14 protein-coding genes and 1 pseudogene are annotated in these 15,285 nt (G+C 67.5%); 6 read left to right on the top strand and 9 right to left on the bottom strand.

All coding sequences use genetic code 11. The features are described 5' to 3' along the window. Nucleotides 1-27: 27 nt before the first annotated feature. Together N0B15_RS02780 and cofH are read right to left on the bottom strand one after the other, a co-directional pair. A complete protein-coding gene (locus N0B15_RS02780; RefSeq protein ID WP_263017870.1) occupies nt 28-552 on the bottom strand; it encodes a DUF8215 family protein in 525 nt (174 codons plus the stop codon). A 162-nt stretch (nt 553-714) separates the two neighbouring features. Further along, the gene (cofH, locus tag N0B15_RS02775) at nt 715-2,109 is read right to left on the bottom strand and encodes a 7,8-didemethyl-8-hydroxy-5-deazariboflavin synthase subunit CofH (RefSeq protein WP_263017869.1); all 1,395 of its coding nucleotides are present in this window, start codon (nt 2,107-2,109) and stop codon (nt 715-717) included. A gap of 219 nt (nt 2,110-2,328) precedes the next feature. Between cofH and N0B15_RS02770 the strand changes: the two genes are divergently transcribed. Together N0B15_RS02770 and N0B15_RS02765 are read left to right on the top strand one after the other, a co-directional pair. Then, entirely contained in the window at nt 2,329-3,348 is a 1,020-nt protein-coding gene (locus tag N0B15_RS02770) for a phosphoribosylaminoimidazolesuccinocarboxamide synthase (protein ID WP_263017868.1), read from the top strand. A 101-nt stretch (nt 3,349-3,449) separates the two neighbouring features. After that, a complete protein-coding gene (locus N0B15_RS02765; RefSeq protein ID WP_263017867.1) occupies nt 3,450-3,707 on the top strand; it encodes a MoaD/ThiS family protein in 258 nt (85 codons plus the stop codon). A gap of 68 nt (nt 3,708-3,775) precedes the next feature. Here N0B15_RS02765 and N0B15_RS02760 read toward each other — a convergent pair whose 3' ends face one another. From N0B15_RS02760 to N0B15_RS02740, 5 genes are all read right to left on the bottom strand, one after another. After that, a complete protein-coding gene (locus tag N0B15_RS02760) occupies nt 3,776-4,720 on the bottom strand; it encodes a formyltetrahydrofolate deformylase (RefSeq protein WP_263017865.1) in 945 nt (314 codons plus the stop codon). Nucleotides 4,721-4,821: 101 nt separating this feature from the next. Then, nucleotides 4,822-6,069 carry an MFS transporter gene (locus tag N0B15_RS02755; RefSeq protein ID WP_263017863.1) on the bottom strand — a complete coding sequence of 416 codons (1,248 nt, stop codon included), beginning with the start codon at nt 6,067-6,069 and terminating at the stop codon, nt 4,822-4,824. Nucleotides 6,070-6,395: 326 nt separating this feature from the next. After that, entirely contained in the window at nt 6,396-6,548 is a 153-nt protein-coding gene (locus N0B15_RS02750; protein ID WP_263017861.1) for a C2H2-type zinc finger protein, read from the bottom strand. Between the two features lie 187 nt (nt 6,549-6,735). Next, nucleotides 6,736-6,942: a DUF7511 domain-containing protein gene (locus tag N0B15_RS02745; protein WP_263017859.1), complete on the bottom strand. Its 207-nt coding sequence runs from the start codon at nt 6,940-6,942 to the stop codon at nt 6,736-6,738. Between the two features lie 4 nt (nt 6,943-6,946). Further along, entirely contained in the window at nt 6,947-8,254 is a 1,308-nt protein-coding gene (locus N0B15_RS02740) for a GTP-binding protein (RefSeq protein ID WP_263017858.1), read from the bottom strand. 194 nt (nt 8,255-8,448) lie between these two features. Here N0B15_RS02740 and N0B15_RS02735 point away from each other — a divergent pair, with 194 nt between their 5' ends. The 4 genes from N0B15_RS02735 (at nt 8,449) to N0B15_RS02720 (ending at nt 14,087) form a co-directional block, all read left to right on the top strand. Next, nucleotides 8,449-9,675 carry an FAD/NAD(P)-binding protein gene (locus N0B15_RS02735; protein ID WP_263017857.1) on the top strand — a complete coding sequence of 409 codons (1,227 nt, stop codon included), beginning with the start codon at nt 8,449-8,451 and terminating at the stop codon, nt 9,673-9,675. 84 nt (nt 9,676-9,759) lie between these two features. Further along, the gene (gene purS, locus N0B15_RS02730; RefSeq protein WP_263017856.1) at nt 9,760-10,011 is read left to right on the top strand and encodes a phosphoribosylformylglycinamidine synthase subunit PurS; all 252 of its coding nucleotides are present in this window, start codon (nt 9,760-9,762) and stop codon (nt 10,009-10,011) included. Nucleotides 10,012-10,070: 59 nt separating this feature from the next. Then, nucleotides 10,071-10,748, top strand: coding sequence for a phosphoribosylformylglycinamidine synthase I (gene purQ / locus N0B15_RS02725; RefSeq protein WP_263017855.1), 678 nt, complete (start codon nt 10,071-10,073; stop codon nt 10,746-10,748). 126 nt (nt 10,749-10,874) lie between these two features. Then, nucleotides 10,875-14,087, top strand: coding sequence for a PAS domain S-box protein (locus tag N0B15_RS02720; protein WP_263017853.1), 3,213 nt, complete (start codon nt 10,875-10,877; stop codon nt 14,085-14,087). A gap of 3 nt (nt 14,088-14,090) precedes the next feature. On the opposite strand, the gene N0B15_RS02715 is transcribed toward N0B15_RS02720, so the two are convergent. Both N0B15_RS02715 and N0B15_RS02710 read right to left on the bottom strand, forming a co-directional pair. Further along, entirely contained in the window at nt 14,091-14,261 is a 171-nt protein-coding gene (locus N0B15_RS02715) for a hypothetical protein (protein ID WP_263017852.1), read from the bottom strand. A gap of 465 nt (nt 14,262-14,726) precedes the next feature. After that, nucleotides 14,727-15,285: pseudogene (locus N0B15_RS02710) on the bottom strand (hypothetical protein); the annotation flags it as partial.

The following is a 15,285-nucleotide window of genomic DNA, read 5'->3' as shown; positions in this document are numbered from 1 at the left end:
CCTTTCCGACACACGTTCTCACCCGGTTCACCCCCGCGCCACCGTCTCGGCGATCCGGGGGAAGGCCATCGTCGCGACGAACGCGACGAGTGCGGCGACGGCCAGCGAGAGCGGCGGGCGCTCGAGGACGAGCGCGAGCGCGACGCCGCCGTAGGCGGCCGTGAGGATGGTGGCGTTGTAGTAGAGCAGGCGGAGACCGGCGAGCGCGGCGGTCATCGACACCCAGCCGGGGACGTCGGTCGCGAACGGGCTGAGCCAGCCCCCACGGATGGCGGCGGCGACGACGGTCATCGTCCCCCAGGCCACCATGGTCGCGCTCACGACGCCGAAGATCGACTCGCCGCCGGTCAGCATGACGACCAGCAGTGCGGGCAGTGAGAGAATCGAGATGTCCGCGAACGTGTAGGAGACGTCGTGGAGAAAGCAGTTGACGGGTCCCTTCTCGACGCGCGCGAGCGTCCCGTGGCCGTACCAGCTTCGCCGAACCCGGGTCGTCGCGGGTCCGGGCTCGCGCCCCGGTGGCCCGTCCTCGCGGCCGGCTGACGGTCCCATACGGACGCTTCACCGTCGAGCGCCGTAGGCGTTGTCCACGCTCGCAGCGCTCGAGTGGCGGTGGCGGTTGCAGCCCACTCGAGTGACGGGCGTCTCGGCGCCGACTCGAGTGACGGAGACCGGTTCTGCCTCGAGTGACGGTGGTCCCGATTTCGACTCGAGTCAGTCGTCGGCGCTCGCCGCCGAGCGCACCGCAGATTCGCGTTCGCTCAGCAGCGGCGTGCCGTCGGCTCTCGGTCCCAACTGTGGCCCGAACGGCGGGTCGTCGGGGTCGATGACGCGCCGTCGGGTGTAGTCGGTCGAGCGCTCGACGGGCGTCCGGCCGATGGCGGTGATGAGGTCGACGTAGTCGGCGACAGAGCGGAACTCGCCGTACTCGCCGCCGGCGCGTTTGGTGATCTCCTCCGAGAGGATCGTTCCCATGAAGTCGTCGGCGCCGCAGGTGAGCATCTTCAGGCCGCCCTCGTCGCCGTACTTCACCCACGAGGACTGGATGTGGTCGATGTTGTCGAGAAAGAGCCTCGAGACGGCGATCATGAGTTCGTCCTCGTCGCGGCTCGCCCCGCCGGTGACGACGCCGTGTTCGTACAGCGGCGTCTGCTGGTGGACGAACGAGAGCGGGACGAACTCGGTGATCGCGCCGTCGACGCGCTCCTGGAGGTCGCGGACGCGCTCGAGGTGGAGCGCACGGTGGGTCTCGTTCTCGACGTGGCCGTACATGATCGTCGCCGTCAGGCCGAGACCGACGTTCGCGGCGGCTTCCATCGCCTCGAGCCACTCCCCGGTGTCGATCTTCCCGGGGCAGATCACGTCGCGGACCTCGTCGACGAGGATTTCGGCGGCCGTGCCGGGGACGGTGTCGAGTCCGGCCCGCTTCAGCCGGCGGTAGACTTCCTCGTAGGACCAGTCGGTTCCGCGCCGAGCGTGGTAGGCCTCCTCGGGGGTCACCGAGTGGACGTGGACGCCGCCGACGCTCATCGCGTCGATCTGTTCGACGTAGGTGCCCGGATCGGTGACGTACGCCTCCGGCGGCGTGAAGGTGATCGCCTTCGGGTCGGGGTGTGCGCGCAGGGTCTCGAGGTGGTCGGCGTCGAGGGCGAACGCGGGGTGGAGGCCGGAGACCGAACAGACCTCGGAGATGCCGCGCTCGACCGCGTTGCGGACGATTTCGCGCGACTCGGCGGGCGTCTTGGTGAACCCTGCCGTCTCGTCTGCGTCGGCCGCGTACTCGGTCTCGAAGGTGTGGGCGGCGTCTTTGAAGTTACAGAACAGACAGCCGACGGTACAGGCGGTCGTGACGTTGTTGTTCAGGTTCGCAACGAAGGTGACCTCCTCGCCGACGACCTCGGCGCGCCGTCGGTCTGCGACCTCGAGCACCCGCTCTTTGCGACGCCGGTCGATACCCGCGGTGTCGGTGCCCGTCGTGAGCAGGGCAATGGCGTCGTCGACGGTGAGGCGCTCGCCGTCTTCGGCCTTCGCGAGGGCGTTCTCGAACGGCTGATCCGTCTCGGGGCGGTGGTCGAACTCGAGGTCCGTCTCGGTCACCGGTCGGTCCATCGTGGATACGATTCAGAGGCGGGTAGAAAAGCGTGGTGAATCCGGCCGTCTGCAGGGGGTGTCGGTGACCTCGCTGGCAGGCCAGCGGTGCTGGCGGTGAGTCGGTGGCCGCCGCTGCGCTCGTGTGTGCCGCCAGGCGGATAGTGAAACCTTCATACGGTTCGCCCGCGGGGACTCGAGTATGCACTGCGGTGGCGTCACCGACTCGAGGTGGCACAGATGACCAGCGTCAAGGAGTTTCGCGTCGAGCGCGAGGCGACGGCCGACGGCCTCGGCGTCGGCTCGTTCGTCTTCACCGACGACTACTCCGTCTTCGACTGGGGCAAGATGCCCGACCAGATTCCCGACAAGGGGGCGAGCCTCTGTACGATGGGCGCGTTCAACTTCGAGTTGCTCGAGGAGGCGTCGATTCCGACTCACTACCGCGGCGTCGTCGAGAACGGCGACGTCCTCCCGCTCGCGGAGGCGACCCGTCCGCCGTGGGAGATGGCGATCGACCTGACGCGCGTCCCCGACTTGCCGAACGAGGGACGCACCTACGACTACGAGGCTTACCACGCTGCGGCCGGTGAGAACTACCTGATCCCGCTCGAGATCGTCTTCAGAAACCGCGTCCCGAAAGGCTCGAGCCTCCGGCGGCGCAGCGACCCCGAGGCGTACGGCATCGACGCCGCGGAGTGGCCCGAGGAGGCGGTCGACCTCGAGACGCCCGTCGTCGAGTTCACCACGAAGTACGAGGAGGGCGACCGCCACCTCGAGCGCGCCGAAGCCGACGCCATCGCGGGGCTGGCGAGCATCGAGGATCTCGAGTCACTCGCACTCGAGGTCAACCGCGTCGTCACCGAGCGGGCCGACGAGGTGGGGCTGGTCCACGAAGACGGTAAGATCGAGTGTCTCTACTTCGACGGCGAGATCCGCGTCGCGGACGTCGTCGGCACCTTCGACGAGAACCGCTTCAGCTACGGGGAGACACAGCTCTCGAAGGAGGTGCTGCGTCAGTACCACAAGCGCACCCAGCCAGAGTGGGTCGGGGCGGTCAACGAGGCGAAAGCCGAGGCGAAGGCGACCGACGTGGCGAACTGGAAGTCGCTCTGTCCGCGCGACCCACAGCCACTCGACGAGCGGGCGCTCACCGCCGCCCGCAACATGTACTGTGCGGGAACCAACGCCTACACCGGCCAGCAGGTGTTCGAAGCGCCCTCGCTCTCGAGTGCGATCGGCTCGGTCCAGGGGCTGTAGCGCACTTTTTCGCCTCGGGTGCGGGCTGTCACACGTCGTTTCGCTACTCGAGCGGCCGGGAGACCGATGGCTTCTCCCCGTCGGGGGCCGAACGCCGCCACATGGAACTCACGGTCTACGGTCCGGTTCGAGACGCGACGGGGGAGAAAGTCGTCGAGGTCGCGTTCGAGGGTGGCTCGGTCGAGGACGCACTCGAGACCTTCGTCGAGACCTACCCCGACGCCGAGTCACAGGTGTTCGACGGCGACGACCTCGCGGCGAACGTCAGGGTCACGCTCGAGGGCGAGCGCGTCGGTCTCGACGACGCGTGTCCGGCCGACGGCTCGCTGACGATCTTTCCGGCGATCCACGGCGGGTAGTGCGTCGTCGAACCTGGACGAGTGAGTAACAATCCGGCGGTTCTCGTCGGCCGACGCTCGACGAAGTACTAGTCGTCGAGCGCGCTCGTGATACCGTCGATCGGCCGGTCGGGCGTGAACTCCTCGAGTTCTTTCGGCAGGCCGAGCTGGTACTTCGTGCCGTTCTCGCGGACGCTCGTCCGGCCGCGGTGGACCGAGACGTCGCCGTGGAGGTGGAGGCGGACCGCCTCGAGCAGGGCGTCGGCCTCGAGCGGCTGGCCGCGGCGTTTGATCTCGTCGAGGTCGGCGTCGTCGGGGACGTCGAACGCGCGCTGGGTGATGATCGGTCCCTGATCGAGGTCGGTCGTCACGTAGTGGGCGGTGACGCCGGCGACGCGGACGCCCTCTTCGATGGCCTGGCGGTAGGCCTCCGCGCCGGGGAAGGCGGGGAGTAAGGAGGGGTGGACGTTGATGATCCGGTCTTCGTAGCGGAAGACGACGTTCGGACTCAAAATCCGCATGTAGCGTGCGAGGACGATCAGGTCGGCGTCGTACTCGGCGAGTAACTCGAGGAGTCGTTCCTCGTTCTGTGCGCCGCTCTCGGTGCCGATGTCGTGGAAGGGGACGTCGTAGTGGTCGGCGAGCGGTTCGAGGTCGTCGTGGTTGCCGATGACGACGCCGATGTCCGCGCCGAGGTCGTCGTTCGCCCAGGCCTCGAACAGCGCCTCGAGACAGTGGCTCTCTTTGGTGACGAGGACGGCGATGTGCTGGTTCTCGCGGTCGGCGGGGAACCGAACCTGGACGTCGAGACCGAGGTCGTCGCCGAGTTCCTCGAGGTCGGCGCGGAGTTTCGCCTCGGTGCAGACCATCTCCGAGCAGTCGACCGCGAGGTACATCCGGAAGACGCCGTCGCGGACGGCCTGATCGAGGTCCTCGATGTTGACTCCGCGCTCGAAGAGGAGGCTCGTCACGCGGGCGATCAGTCCGGTGTCGTCGTCTCCGACGACCGTGATCTCGGTCACGTCGGTCGTCATCGGGGCCACCTCTTCTCGGTCGGAATCGCACTCATCACTTCTTCTGTGCAACCGTTCGGCCAAAAACGTTTGTTTCTGTGGGTGACTCGCCCGCCGCTGGCTCAGATGGCTGGCGTGAACTGGCCGGTCTCGCGGTAGACGCCGCCGAGTAAGATCACGCAGGCGAGTGCTGGCAGCAGCGCACAGGCGAGGTAGACCGGCCAGAAGCCGACGGTCTCGATCAGCGGCAGCGAGACGATGGGACCGAAGCCGCCGCCGATGTCGCCGAAGACGTTGTTCGTGCCGACGGCCCGCCCCATCCGTTCGTCGGGCGTCAAATCCGCCAACAGCGCCATCAGCGGGCCGCTCGTCCCACCCTGTCCGGCCCCGATCAACAGACACGCGGCGGTGAGCGTCGCGACCGAGTCCGCTTGAGCGAGCAGGAGGAAGCCGACGACCGTCGCGCCGAGAAAGCACACCAGCGTCGGCACTCTCGAGCGCTGGCGGTCGCTGACGTAGCCGCCGAGGTACATGAACGCGCCGGCGGCGACGACGGTGGCCGCCATGAAGATACCCGAGGAACCCTGGGCGTCGAAGCCGAGGACGCCGAGGTCGTGTTCGCCGAGAAAGAGCACGAGCGTCGCGAACAGCGCGCCGATGTAGGCGAAGAGGACGGCGAAGTTCACGAGACCGACGGTGACGGCGGGGAGGCTGGTGTCGACGTCCCACGGCCTGACGGAGGTGTTGGTCTCACCCTGGACGTGTGTCTCGGGGACCGACCAGAAGGCAACGAGGCTCGCCACGCCCGCGAACGCCGTCGCCAGCGCGAAGGCGGTAACCGTCCCCCAGAGTTCGCTCACGACGCCGCCGAGGACGACGCCCGTCGGGAAGCCGAAGAGGACGCCGCCGCGGATGACGCCCATGCTCGTGCCCATCGAATCCGTGTCGCTGACGTCGGCGGCGATGGTGTAGGCCGTCGCGAAGACGAGTGCGCTGCCGACGCCCCACCCGAGTCGGGCGACGAAGAACCACGCCTCGGGGACCGTCGACAGCACGGCGACGACGTAGCCGAACGTCGACGCCGTCTGGATCACCATTCCGGCGACGAACGGCGTCCGCGTCCCGACCCGGTCGACGAGGACGCCCGCCGGCGCGTTCGCGACCAGCCGTGAGAACCGGTTCGCGCTGAGGATCACACCGACGAGAAACGGAGAGATGCCGAGGAGAACACCGAGATTCGGGAGGATCGGGAAGACGACACCGCCGCCGAAGCCGACGAAGAACGTACTCAGGATGACTGCCCCGACGACGAGACGCTCGTCGCTCGAGCGCCGGAGCGAGTCGAGCCGTCGTCTGAGCGCCCCGCTCATTCGGCCTGCGGTGCGGTTGGCACGGCCCGCATCGCCGTCAGTCGCCCGGGTACTCCCATCTGGCTAACCGGTTGGTCAGGTTCGAGGAAAAACGTTGTGACACCGGCCGCTCGTTGCCGGGTTCTTCGGAAAGACGGCGTCGATCCGGCCGGTCGGTGGCCGCCGGTCCGTCCACGACTCGAGCGACTCACACGGGACGGTCTCGGTGTCGTGGCTGTGCGTTCGCAGACTCTGTGTGTCTCGTGGCTGTGCGTTCGCAGACTCTGTGTGTCTCGTGGCTGTGCGTTCGCAGACTCTGTGTGTCTCGTGGCTGTGCGTTTGCAGACTCAGTGCGTCTCGTGGATGTGCGTTCGCAGGCCGTCGGTGTCGTCGAACGACTCGTCACACACCGCACAGGTGTTGTGGTGGAGCGCGACGTGCTGGGTGACGCCCGCTGCTGACTGGAACTCCGACTCGCAGGTCGAACACGTGTATGCCATGCGCTAGTAATCCAGGCGATTCTACTCAAAAAGCGTTGCTAGGATCGTGGCCGCTCGGGTTCGCAGAGACTAGCAACTCACGCGCTCGTGATGGCAGTGTCGTCCCCGGCCGAATCCGCGTTTGCCGGTCGGGCCCGCGTTTGTCAGTCAGGCCTGCGTTTGTCGGTCGGACCCGCGTCTGGACCGCTCACCGCACGTCTTCGACGTCGACGAACGATCCCTCGTCGGCCGAAATCCAGGTCGTCACCGGGTCGTCGCCACCGCGCGGGAAGATGGTACAGACGTCGGGTTCGTCCTCGTAGCGCTCGACGACCGCCTCGTAGACGACGCTCTCGACGCGCCCTCGAGAGGGGCGCTCTCCGGTCCCAGCACTCGAGTGTGGTCGGTCGGCCACCGGTTCAATCACCGAGTCCGACTTCGGCTTCGACCGTGTGGTCGTGGTCGTGGCCGTGGTCGTGTTCACTCTCGGCCGAGTCGGTCTCGTCCTCGTCCCCCTCCTCGAGCATCTCGAAGGTGGGGAACCGGTCCTCGTAGGTCTCCCAGTCGGCGGCCATCTCCTCGTCGGTGAGGACGCAGGCCTCGAGCGCGGTTCGTACCTCCTCGTGGTCCATCTCGACGCCGATACAGACGAGTTGGGTGCCGCGGTCGCCCCACTCCTCGTCCCACAGCTCCTCGAGTTCGGGGAACGCCTCGAACTGTTCGTCGAGTTCCTCCGGCGGGAGGGTGGCGAACCAGTCGCCGCCGTAGCCGACGCGGACCGACTGTCCGGCGACGTTGAGCGTCAGCGCTTCCTCCTCGCGTCCGGCGAGCCAGAAGTGGCCCTTCGCGCGGACCACCGCGTCGGGGAACGAGTCGAGCACGTCGGCGAAGCGCTCGGGGTGGAACGGCCGGCGGGCCTCGAAGACGAAGGAGGTGACGCCGTGTTCTTCCTCGGCGCTCGCGTGAGGCTCGCGCAGCTCCTGTTTCCACCCTGCAGACTGACTCGCGGCCTCGAAGTCGAATTGGCCGGTCTCGAGGATCAGCTCGGGGTCGATTCGCCCGTGTTCGGCTCGGACGACCGTCGCCCGCGGCTGGAGCACTGCGAGGGTCTCTTCGATGTGCTCGAGTGCCTCCTCGTCGACTAGGTCGCACTTGTTGAGCACGAGCACGTCACAGAACTCGATCTGTTCGATCAGGAGATCACCGAGTGGCTTGTCGGTGTCGCCGTCTTCGAGGACATCCGTCGACTCCATCGCGTCCCGAAACTGGTGGGCGTCGACGACGGTGACGGTCGTGTCGAGGTGACAGCCCTCGAGCGGTTCGATGCCGGTCTCCTCGTAGAACTCGGTCGGGTCGAGGTCGGTCTGGTCGAAGCCGAGCGTGAGCGTCTGGGCGACCGGCAGCGGCTCGGCGACGCCGGTCGACTCGACGATCAGTGCGTCGAACTCGCGTTCTCGCGTGAGCCTCGAGACGGCGTCGAGGAGGTCGCCGCGGAGTTCACAGCAGATACAGCCGTTCGAGAGTTCGACCAGTTCCTCCTCCTCCTCGGCGGAGATGTCCGACTGCTCGGCGACTAAATCGGCGTCGACGTTCACCGACCCCATGTCGTTTACGAGGACCGCGAGGTCACGCTCGCCCGCCTCGCGCAGGACGTGGTTGAGCATCGTCGTCTTTCCGGCACCGAGCGTTCCGCTGAGAACCGTCACGGGAATGGAGTGCTCGCTCATCTCGTTAACAATTCTGGCGGAGATTTAATAATACTTGCTATACGCTCTGAATAGGTTGCCAACTTCGCGACAGAGCCGTCCGCGTGAACGTCCATCACTGGCTGCTGGCCGCCAGGTTAATAGCCGAGGTGTTCATTCTATCCAATCTTAGCAATCCGAAGACGTAAAATAATAACGGGTCGTACGTCGGGTCGATGTACGAGTGCGCCCTCGTCGGCGGCGGTATCCACGGGACCTACCTCGTCCAGCGACTGCTCGAGGAGACCTCGCTGGAGCGCTCCGATCTGGTGATCGTCGACCCGCGCGAGCGCCTCCTCGAGTCGTTTCGCCGGAAGGCGCACGCCTGCGAGATGGCGGAACTGCGCTCGACGTTCGTCCACCACGTCGGTACCGAACCGTTCGGTCTCGAGAGTTTCGCGGAGAGTCGCGGCCGGGAAGACGAGTTGCGACCCACCCCCGGCTACCCCCGGCGACCGTCGCTGTCGCTGTTTCTCGACTACGCCGACTACGTGATCGAGACACACGACCTCGAGTCACTCCACCGACGGGCCGGCGTCACCGCGATTGCCGAGCGTGCAGGCGGTCTCGAACTCGAGACCACTCGAGGAACGATCGGGGCGCGACGGTGCGTGCTGGCGGTCGGACAGGGACGACCCCACCGCCCCGCGTGGGCGCACGGACTCGAGCGCGTCACCCACGTCTTCGACGAGGGGTTCGACGCCGACGCGGGCGGTCGGACGGTCGTCGTCGGTGGCGGCATTACGGCCGCGCAGGTGGCGACCTGTCTCGCTTCGCGCGCCGACGAGGTCACGCTCTGTCACCGTCGCCCGCTCGAGCGCGAACTCGTCGAGGCCGACCCGCGCTGGATCAACTGGAAACACATCGAGCGCCACCTCCACGGCCACCCGCCGGGCGCTCGTGCCCGCTACGAGGTGATCTGTGAGGCGCGAAACGACGCGACCGTGCCGCCGTACCTCCACGACGACCTCGAGGCGTGTGCCGACGCCGGGACGCTCTCGGTTCGCCGCGGTGAGGTCGCCGACGCGCGGGCCGTCGACGGGGAGGTCCGTCTGTTGCTCGCGGGCGGGGGCTGTCTCCTCGCCGACCGGGTCGTGCTCGCGACCGGCTTCGACCCCGTCGCCGACCACCCGTTCGTCGAGCGCGTCGCCGGGGCGCTCGGTCTCGAGCGTGGCTACCGCGGACTCGCAGTTCTGGACGACGAGACGCTCGCGTGGCGACACACCGACGGCCGGTCCTCGCGGGTGTTCGCGACGGGTGCCCTCGCCGCCTCGAGCGTCGGCCCGCTCGCGGGCACCATCGCAGGCGCGCGCCGGAGCGCCGACCGGATCACCGAGGCGCTCGAGACGGCCACTAGTGCGCGCTCGAGCGGGACGCGAGCGCTCGAGACGCGCGCCCGGTGAGACCTTCCGCCGGTGTTGTACACGTTCGTGCATCACGGCCCGAAGGCGAAAGCGTTTTTGAGCACGGTTACGGGGAGTCAGATAATGACCGCCTACACCGCGACGGTGACGGTTCGACTCAAACACGGCGTCCTCGACCCCGAGGCCGAGACGACCAGACACGCTCTCGAGCGGCTGGGCTTCGACCTCGCGGCGCTGCGCTCGGCCGACCGCTTCGAGATCGATCTCGAGGCCGACTCGAGCGACGAGGCGCGCGAGCGAGCGGGTGAGATGGCCGACCGACTGCTCGCGAACCCGACCATCCACGACTACGACGTGGAGGTCGACGAGCGGTAGATGATGCGCTCTCACACACCGATCGAACCCGTCGGTCCCACCACCACGGGGTGGGGACGGTGACGGTCTCGATCGTCCGCTTCGGCGGGTCGAACTGTGACCGCGACGCCGAGGCCGCGCTCTCACACCTGGGAATCGACGCCGAGATCGTCTGGCACGAGGACGGCCTGCCCGCGGAGACGACGGGTGTCGTGCTGCCGGGTGGGTTCTCCTACGGCGACTACCTCCGCGCGGGAGCGATGGCCGCGCGCTCGCCGATCCTGGACGAGGTTCGCGAAGCCGCCGCCGACGGCGTCCCCGTCCTCGGCGTCTGCAACGGCGCACAGGTCGGCTGTGAGTCCGGTCTCACCGAGGGCGTCTTCACGACCAACCGGAGCGCTCGCTTCCAGTGTGAACCCGTCTACCTGCGCGTCGAGCGCGCGGACACCCCCTGGACGGCGGCCTACGAGGAGGGCGAGGTCATCGAGGTGCCCATCGCCCACGGCGAGGGCCGCTACGAGATCACCGACGAGCGACTCGAGGAACTCGAGTCCTCGGGGCGCGTGCTCTTTCGCTACTGCGACGCAGACGGCGAGGTGAGCGAGGCGGCGAACCCGAACGGGTCGAAACACAACGTCGCGGGCGTCCTCGGCGAGTACGAGACCGTCGCCGTCTTGATGCCCCACCCCGAGCGCGCGACGCTCCCCGACGTCGGTGGCACCGACGGCCAGGGCATCCTCCGCGGCTTCGCCGACTGAGACCCGTCCACGGCGCGGCCGTTCGCTCCACCGGACTTTTTTCGACTCACCACCTGAGTCGACTCTAACATTAAAGACACCCCCGTTCGTTGTCCGTACGAATACGGGACTCGTGGTGACATCCGAATGACGACTTCGCTACACGTGGTATACGTCGACGGTACGCCCCGAGACGACGTCACCGACGCGTTTCGGGCCATCGGTGCCGAAACCGACCACGTCGAGACGCTCGAGGCGGCGCTCGCACTCGAGGTCACGGGCGAGACCTGCATCGTCACCGAGTCGCGTCTCCCCGACGCGACGGGACCCGGCGTCTGTGAACGCATCGGGGCAACTCATCCCGAGGTTCCGCTCGTCGTGTTCACCGGCGACGGGAGTGAGACGCTCGCTGGTGACCTCGTCGCCGCGGGCGCCGACGGCTACGTCCCACACGAGGCGGGCGTCGAGACGCTCGTCTCGCGCGTCGTCGAACTCGCCGTCGACCGGGCGCGCGCGAACGCCGGGAGCCATCCGGCACTCTCCCGCCCGCACGACGAACTCTTCACGGCGCAGGCACCCCTCGCGATCATCGAGTGGAACCGCGAGTTCGAGGTCGTCGCCTGGAACGACGCGGCGACGGACCTGTTCGGCTACACCGAAACCGAGGCTCTCGGCGCGCACGTGACGGCTATACTCGTCCCCGACGAGGAGCGAGACGCCGTCCGCAGCTACTGGGAACACCTCCGCTCGCGTGGGCGTGCACACCGCACGAGGGGGCGAAACGTCCGCCGCGACGGCTCGAGCGTCACCTGCGAGTGGCTCAACGTCCCACTGGTCGACGAGACGGGAACCGTCACCGGACTCCTCTCGTGCGTTCAGGACGTTACCGCCGACCACAAGCGGGCGGACGTTCTCGAAGCGCTCCAGGAGACCACTCACGATCTCATGCTCGCCGAGACTCCCGAGGAGATCGCCAGGCTGACCGTCGCCGCCGTCGACGACGTGATCGAGCGCCCGAAAGCGAGCGTTCGACTCTACGACGAGGCGACGAACCGCCTCGAGTGTGCCGCGGTCACAGAACGCGTTCGCGAGCGCCACGGTCTCCCGCCACCGATCGGTCCCGACGGCGGCCTGTTCTGGGAGGTTTACGACCGCCAGCAGCCGCGCGTGATCGACGAGTTGACCGCCGACCTCGTCCCGCCGGGAACGAGACCCGGTGCGCGCAACGTCGCGCTCTACCCGCTCGGCGAACACGGTCTGCTCGCCGTCGCGTCTGCGTCTCCGGAGCCGTTCGACGAGACCGACGTCCGCATGACCTACGTCCTCGCCGCCACCGCGGAGGCCGCCCTCGACCGGGCGCGAAGACAGCGCGAACTCGAGCAGGCGAAGGTGATCGTCGAGACCGTCGGCGACGGCGTCTACGGTCTCGACCGCGAGGGAACCTTCGTCACGGTCAACGAGACGCTCGCGGCGATGGTCGGCTACTCGCGCGAGTACCTCCTCGGCAGCCACGTCTCGACGGTCCTCTCGGAGACGACCTACGAACGCGGCCAGCGCCAGATCGAGACGCTCTTGCGCACCGGCGGCGACGTCGCGACCTACGAGTTGCCGCTCGAGCGCCGCGACGGTGAGACGATCACCTGCGAACTGACGACGACCGTCCTCCGTGAAGACGGCACGTACGCGGGGTCGGTCGGGACGGTCCGCGACGTGAGCGCGCGCAAGCGCATGGAACGCGAACTCCGGGAACGAAAACAGAAGACCACCCACCTCCACGAGGTCGCCTCCCGCCTCGAACTCTGTGAGAGCGACCGCGAACTCTTCGAGGAGACCGTCCACGCCGCAGCGGGCGTCCTCAACTTCGACGTCTGTGCGGTCTGTCGGGTCGAGGAGAACGCAGTCGCCGTCGAAGCGGTCTCCTCGGACCTCGCCGCCGATCACGCACAGCGGACCACGATGAACGCAATCGCGCGGACGGTCGTCGAGAGCCAGGAGACGTATCGAACCGGGATCATCGACGCCACCGACCTCCTCTACGAGGTCGACGACGCGGCCGACGGCGAACTCGTGAGTTACGAACCGACAGACGACGATTCACCGGCGGCCAACCGCCCCGTCTGCTCGGCGCTGAGTATCCCCGTCGGCCGCTCGAGTGCGTTCGTCGCCCTCTCGACCGACGTCGAAGCGTTCGACCAGCACGACCAGAAACTCGCCGAACTGTTGCTCTCACACGTCGCCGACGCCGTCGAGCGGATGGCCTTCCGGTCACAGCTCAGAGAGGAGCGCGACCGGTTCGCCGCCCTCTTCGAGAACGTCCCCGACGCGGTCGTCAGCGCGCGCCACGGCACGGAGAACGACCCCGTCGTCGAGCGCGTCAACCCGGCGTTCGAACACGTCTTCGGCTTCGACCAGGCGGACGTCGCCGACCAGCCGTTAGACCGCTTCATCGTCCCGACTGACCGTCGGGCCGAAGCCGACACGATCAACCGCCGTGGCGCTCACGGCGAGACCGTCGAGACCGAGGTGAAACGCCGGACGAGCGACGGCCTGCGCGATTTCATGATGCGCGTCGTCCCGGTCGACCTCGAGTCGGGAGCCGACCCCGAACGCGCCTTCGGCGTCTACACCGACATCACCGAGCAGAAACAGCGCCAGAAGCGCGTCGAGATTCTCAACCGCGTCCTCCGCCACGACCTACGAAACGGGATGAACATCATCAACGGCTGTGCGGAGATGCTCGCCGACGTCGTCGAGGACGAGACCAACCGCCAGTACGCCGACGTCATCCAGGAGCGCGCCGGCGAACTCATCGGTCTCGCCGAGAAGACCCGCGCCGTCGAGCGGACCCTCGACCGCCGCGACGGTGCCACCGGTCCCATCGACATCGTCGACAGCGTCGAGACCGCCATCGAGACCGTCGAGAACGACCTCTCCGACGCGACGATCACCGTCTCGCGTTCCTATCCCGACGACGGCGTCTACGCCCGCGCCGACGACATGCTCGAGACCGCCATCCACCACGTCGTCGAGAACGCCGTCGTCCACAACGACCTGCCGACGACCGCCCTCTCGGTGTCGGTCGACCCGGCCGACGACTTCCTCACGCTCTCGGTCGCCGACAACGGCCCTGGCATCCCCACCGAAGAACAGGAACTCTTACTCGAGGAGAAAGAGATCACCCAGCTACGCCACGCCAGCGGTCTCGGTCTCTGGCTGGTCAACTGGGTCGTCACCCACTCCGGGGGCACCCTCAGTTTCGCCGAGAACGAGCCCCGCGGAACGGTCGTCACCCTCGAGATCCCGGTCGCAGAGCCACCCGCAGCGGGGACCGCCACCGGCAGCGCGACGGCGCTCGAGTGACCGCTACTCTCCCGTCCGCAACTCCGCTGCTTCCGCCTGTGTGAGCCAACAGCCACAGGAGGCCTGGATGGTGTCCGGTCCCGTCGCCGTCACCCCCACGACGACGCTCTCACAGTGCGGACAGCGCGGCGGGTTCCACTCCTCGCCGCCCCACCGGCCGACGTCCTCGCTCATCGACGCCTCCCGTTGTGGCGCGCTCGAGCGAGTGCGACCGGCCGTGAGACTCGAGTGGGTGCTGGCTGTGACCGTGAAACTCGAGCGAACGAGCCACTCACTCGCCGACCAACGTCGTCACTGGGAGAACGGGCGTTTCGCGGGCTGTACGGTGCGTATGCGAGCCTTTTAAGGCCGCGTGGTTGGTACTGAGTCATGGCTTCGAAACCCGCTGACGGGTTATTTGGAAGCCACGCCCTGGGTGGGTTCAGCACCCGGGGCAATTCTTATGCCCCAACCGGCATCCGGCGGGCGCAGCTTCCACGGGAGAGTTTCACGGATAGATACATATAATTTCTGGAAATGACTGCCGGTGATACCAGTGGAGGACGATTCGCTCCCAACCCGCGGTCCGATGGGGCGCTCGAGTGTTCGAACGGTACTCCGGGAACGCCGCCATCGGTGTGGCTGGCAACCGAGTGTCCGTCACTCGAGATACTGCCCTAGCTCGGTGCGTATCCGCTCGTCGTCGAGCCGAACGTCCCGACGGGCGAAGCGAATGTCGGGGCGAATACTACGCCGGTGGAGGACGACCGAGCGGTCGGCCACGGTCACCCCGTCGATGGCCGTCCACGGAGTGAACAGGCGCGCCCCGTTCGGGCGACGCTGCTCCAGTCCCTCGGGCGTGAGACGGTAGGTTCGCGGTGCAGCCTGCGCCTTCGTGGCCAGCACCACCACGACGAACGCCATCGTGGCGGCGACGAGTGCGCCCCTCGAGACCACGGCCTCCGTCCAGCCCAGAGAGACGACGGCGAGTGCGACCAGTACCCCAACGACGGCGACCAGGCCGACCAGCAACCGCACCTGTGTGACCCACGTCCACCCGGCCGTCCACTCGAGGTCGACCGCGCTCTCGTCGACCATCGCATCAGCGACTCGAGTGCGGGCCATGGTGACGAGGACGTCGCCCAGAACCACGGCGACGATTCCACAGCCGAATCCGAGGAGACCGACGAGACCGGTAACGGGCGCTGCGTTGGGATCG

The sequence above is a fragment of the Natronobiforma cellulositropha genome (assembly GCF_025629245.1).
Lineage (GTDB): Archaea > Halobacteriota > Halobacteria > Halobacteriales > Natrialbaceae > Natronobiforma > Natronobiforma cellulositropha.
Note: the sequence above shows the minus strand (reverse complement) of the source record. Positions and strands in the feature narration are given on the sequence as shown.

Coding starts and splice junctions, on each gene's coding strand:
- N0B15_RS02780 (WP_263017870.1), bottom strand. CDS start 552: ATGGGACCGTCAGCCGGCCGCGAGGACGGGCCACCGGGGCGCGAGCCC.
- cofH (WP_263017869.1), bottom strand. CDS start 2,109: ATGGACCGACCGGTGACCGAGACGGACCTCGAGTTCGACCACCGCCCC.
- N0B15_RS02770 (WP_263017868.1), top strand. CDS start 2,329: ATGACCAGCGTCAAGGAGTTTCGCGTCGAGCGCGAGGCGACGGCCGAC.
- N0B15_RS02765 (WP_263017867.1), top strand. CDS start 3,450: ATGGAACTCACGGTCTACGGTCCGGTTCGAGACGCGACGGGGGAGAAA.
- N0B15_RS02760 (WP_263017865.1), bottom strand. CDS start 4,720: ATGACGACCGACGTGACCGAGATCACGGTCGTCGGAGACGACGACACC.
- N0B15_RS02755 (WP_263017863.1), bottom strand. CDS start 6,069: ATGAGCGGGGCGCTCAGACGACGGCTCGACTCGCTCCGGCGCTCGAGC.
- N0B15_RS02750 (WP_263017861.1), bottom strand. CDS start 6,548: ATGGCATACACGTGTTCGACCTGCGAGTCGGAGTTCCAGTCAGCAGCG.
- N0B15_RS02740 (WP_263017858.1), bottom strand. CDS start 8,254: ATGAGCGAGCACTCCATTCCCGTGACGGTTCTCAGCGGAACGCTCGGT.
- N0B15_RS02735 (WP_263017857.1), top strand. CDS start 8,449: ATGTACGAGTGCGCCCTCGTCGGCGGCGGTATCCACGGGACCTACCTC.
- purS (WP_263017856.1), top strand. CDS start 9,760: ATGACCGCCTACACCGCGACGGTGACGGTTCGACTCAAACACGGCGTC.
- N0B15_RS02720 (WP_263017853.1), top strand. CDS start 10,875: ATGACGACTTCGCTACACGTGGTATACGTCGACGGTACGCCCCGAGAC.
- N0B15_RS02715 (WP_263017852.1), bottom strand. CDS start 14,261: ATGAGCGAGGACGTCGGCCGGTGGGGCGGCGAGGAGTGGAACCCGCCG.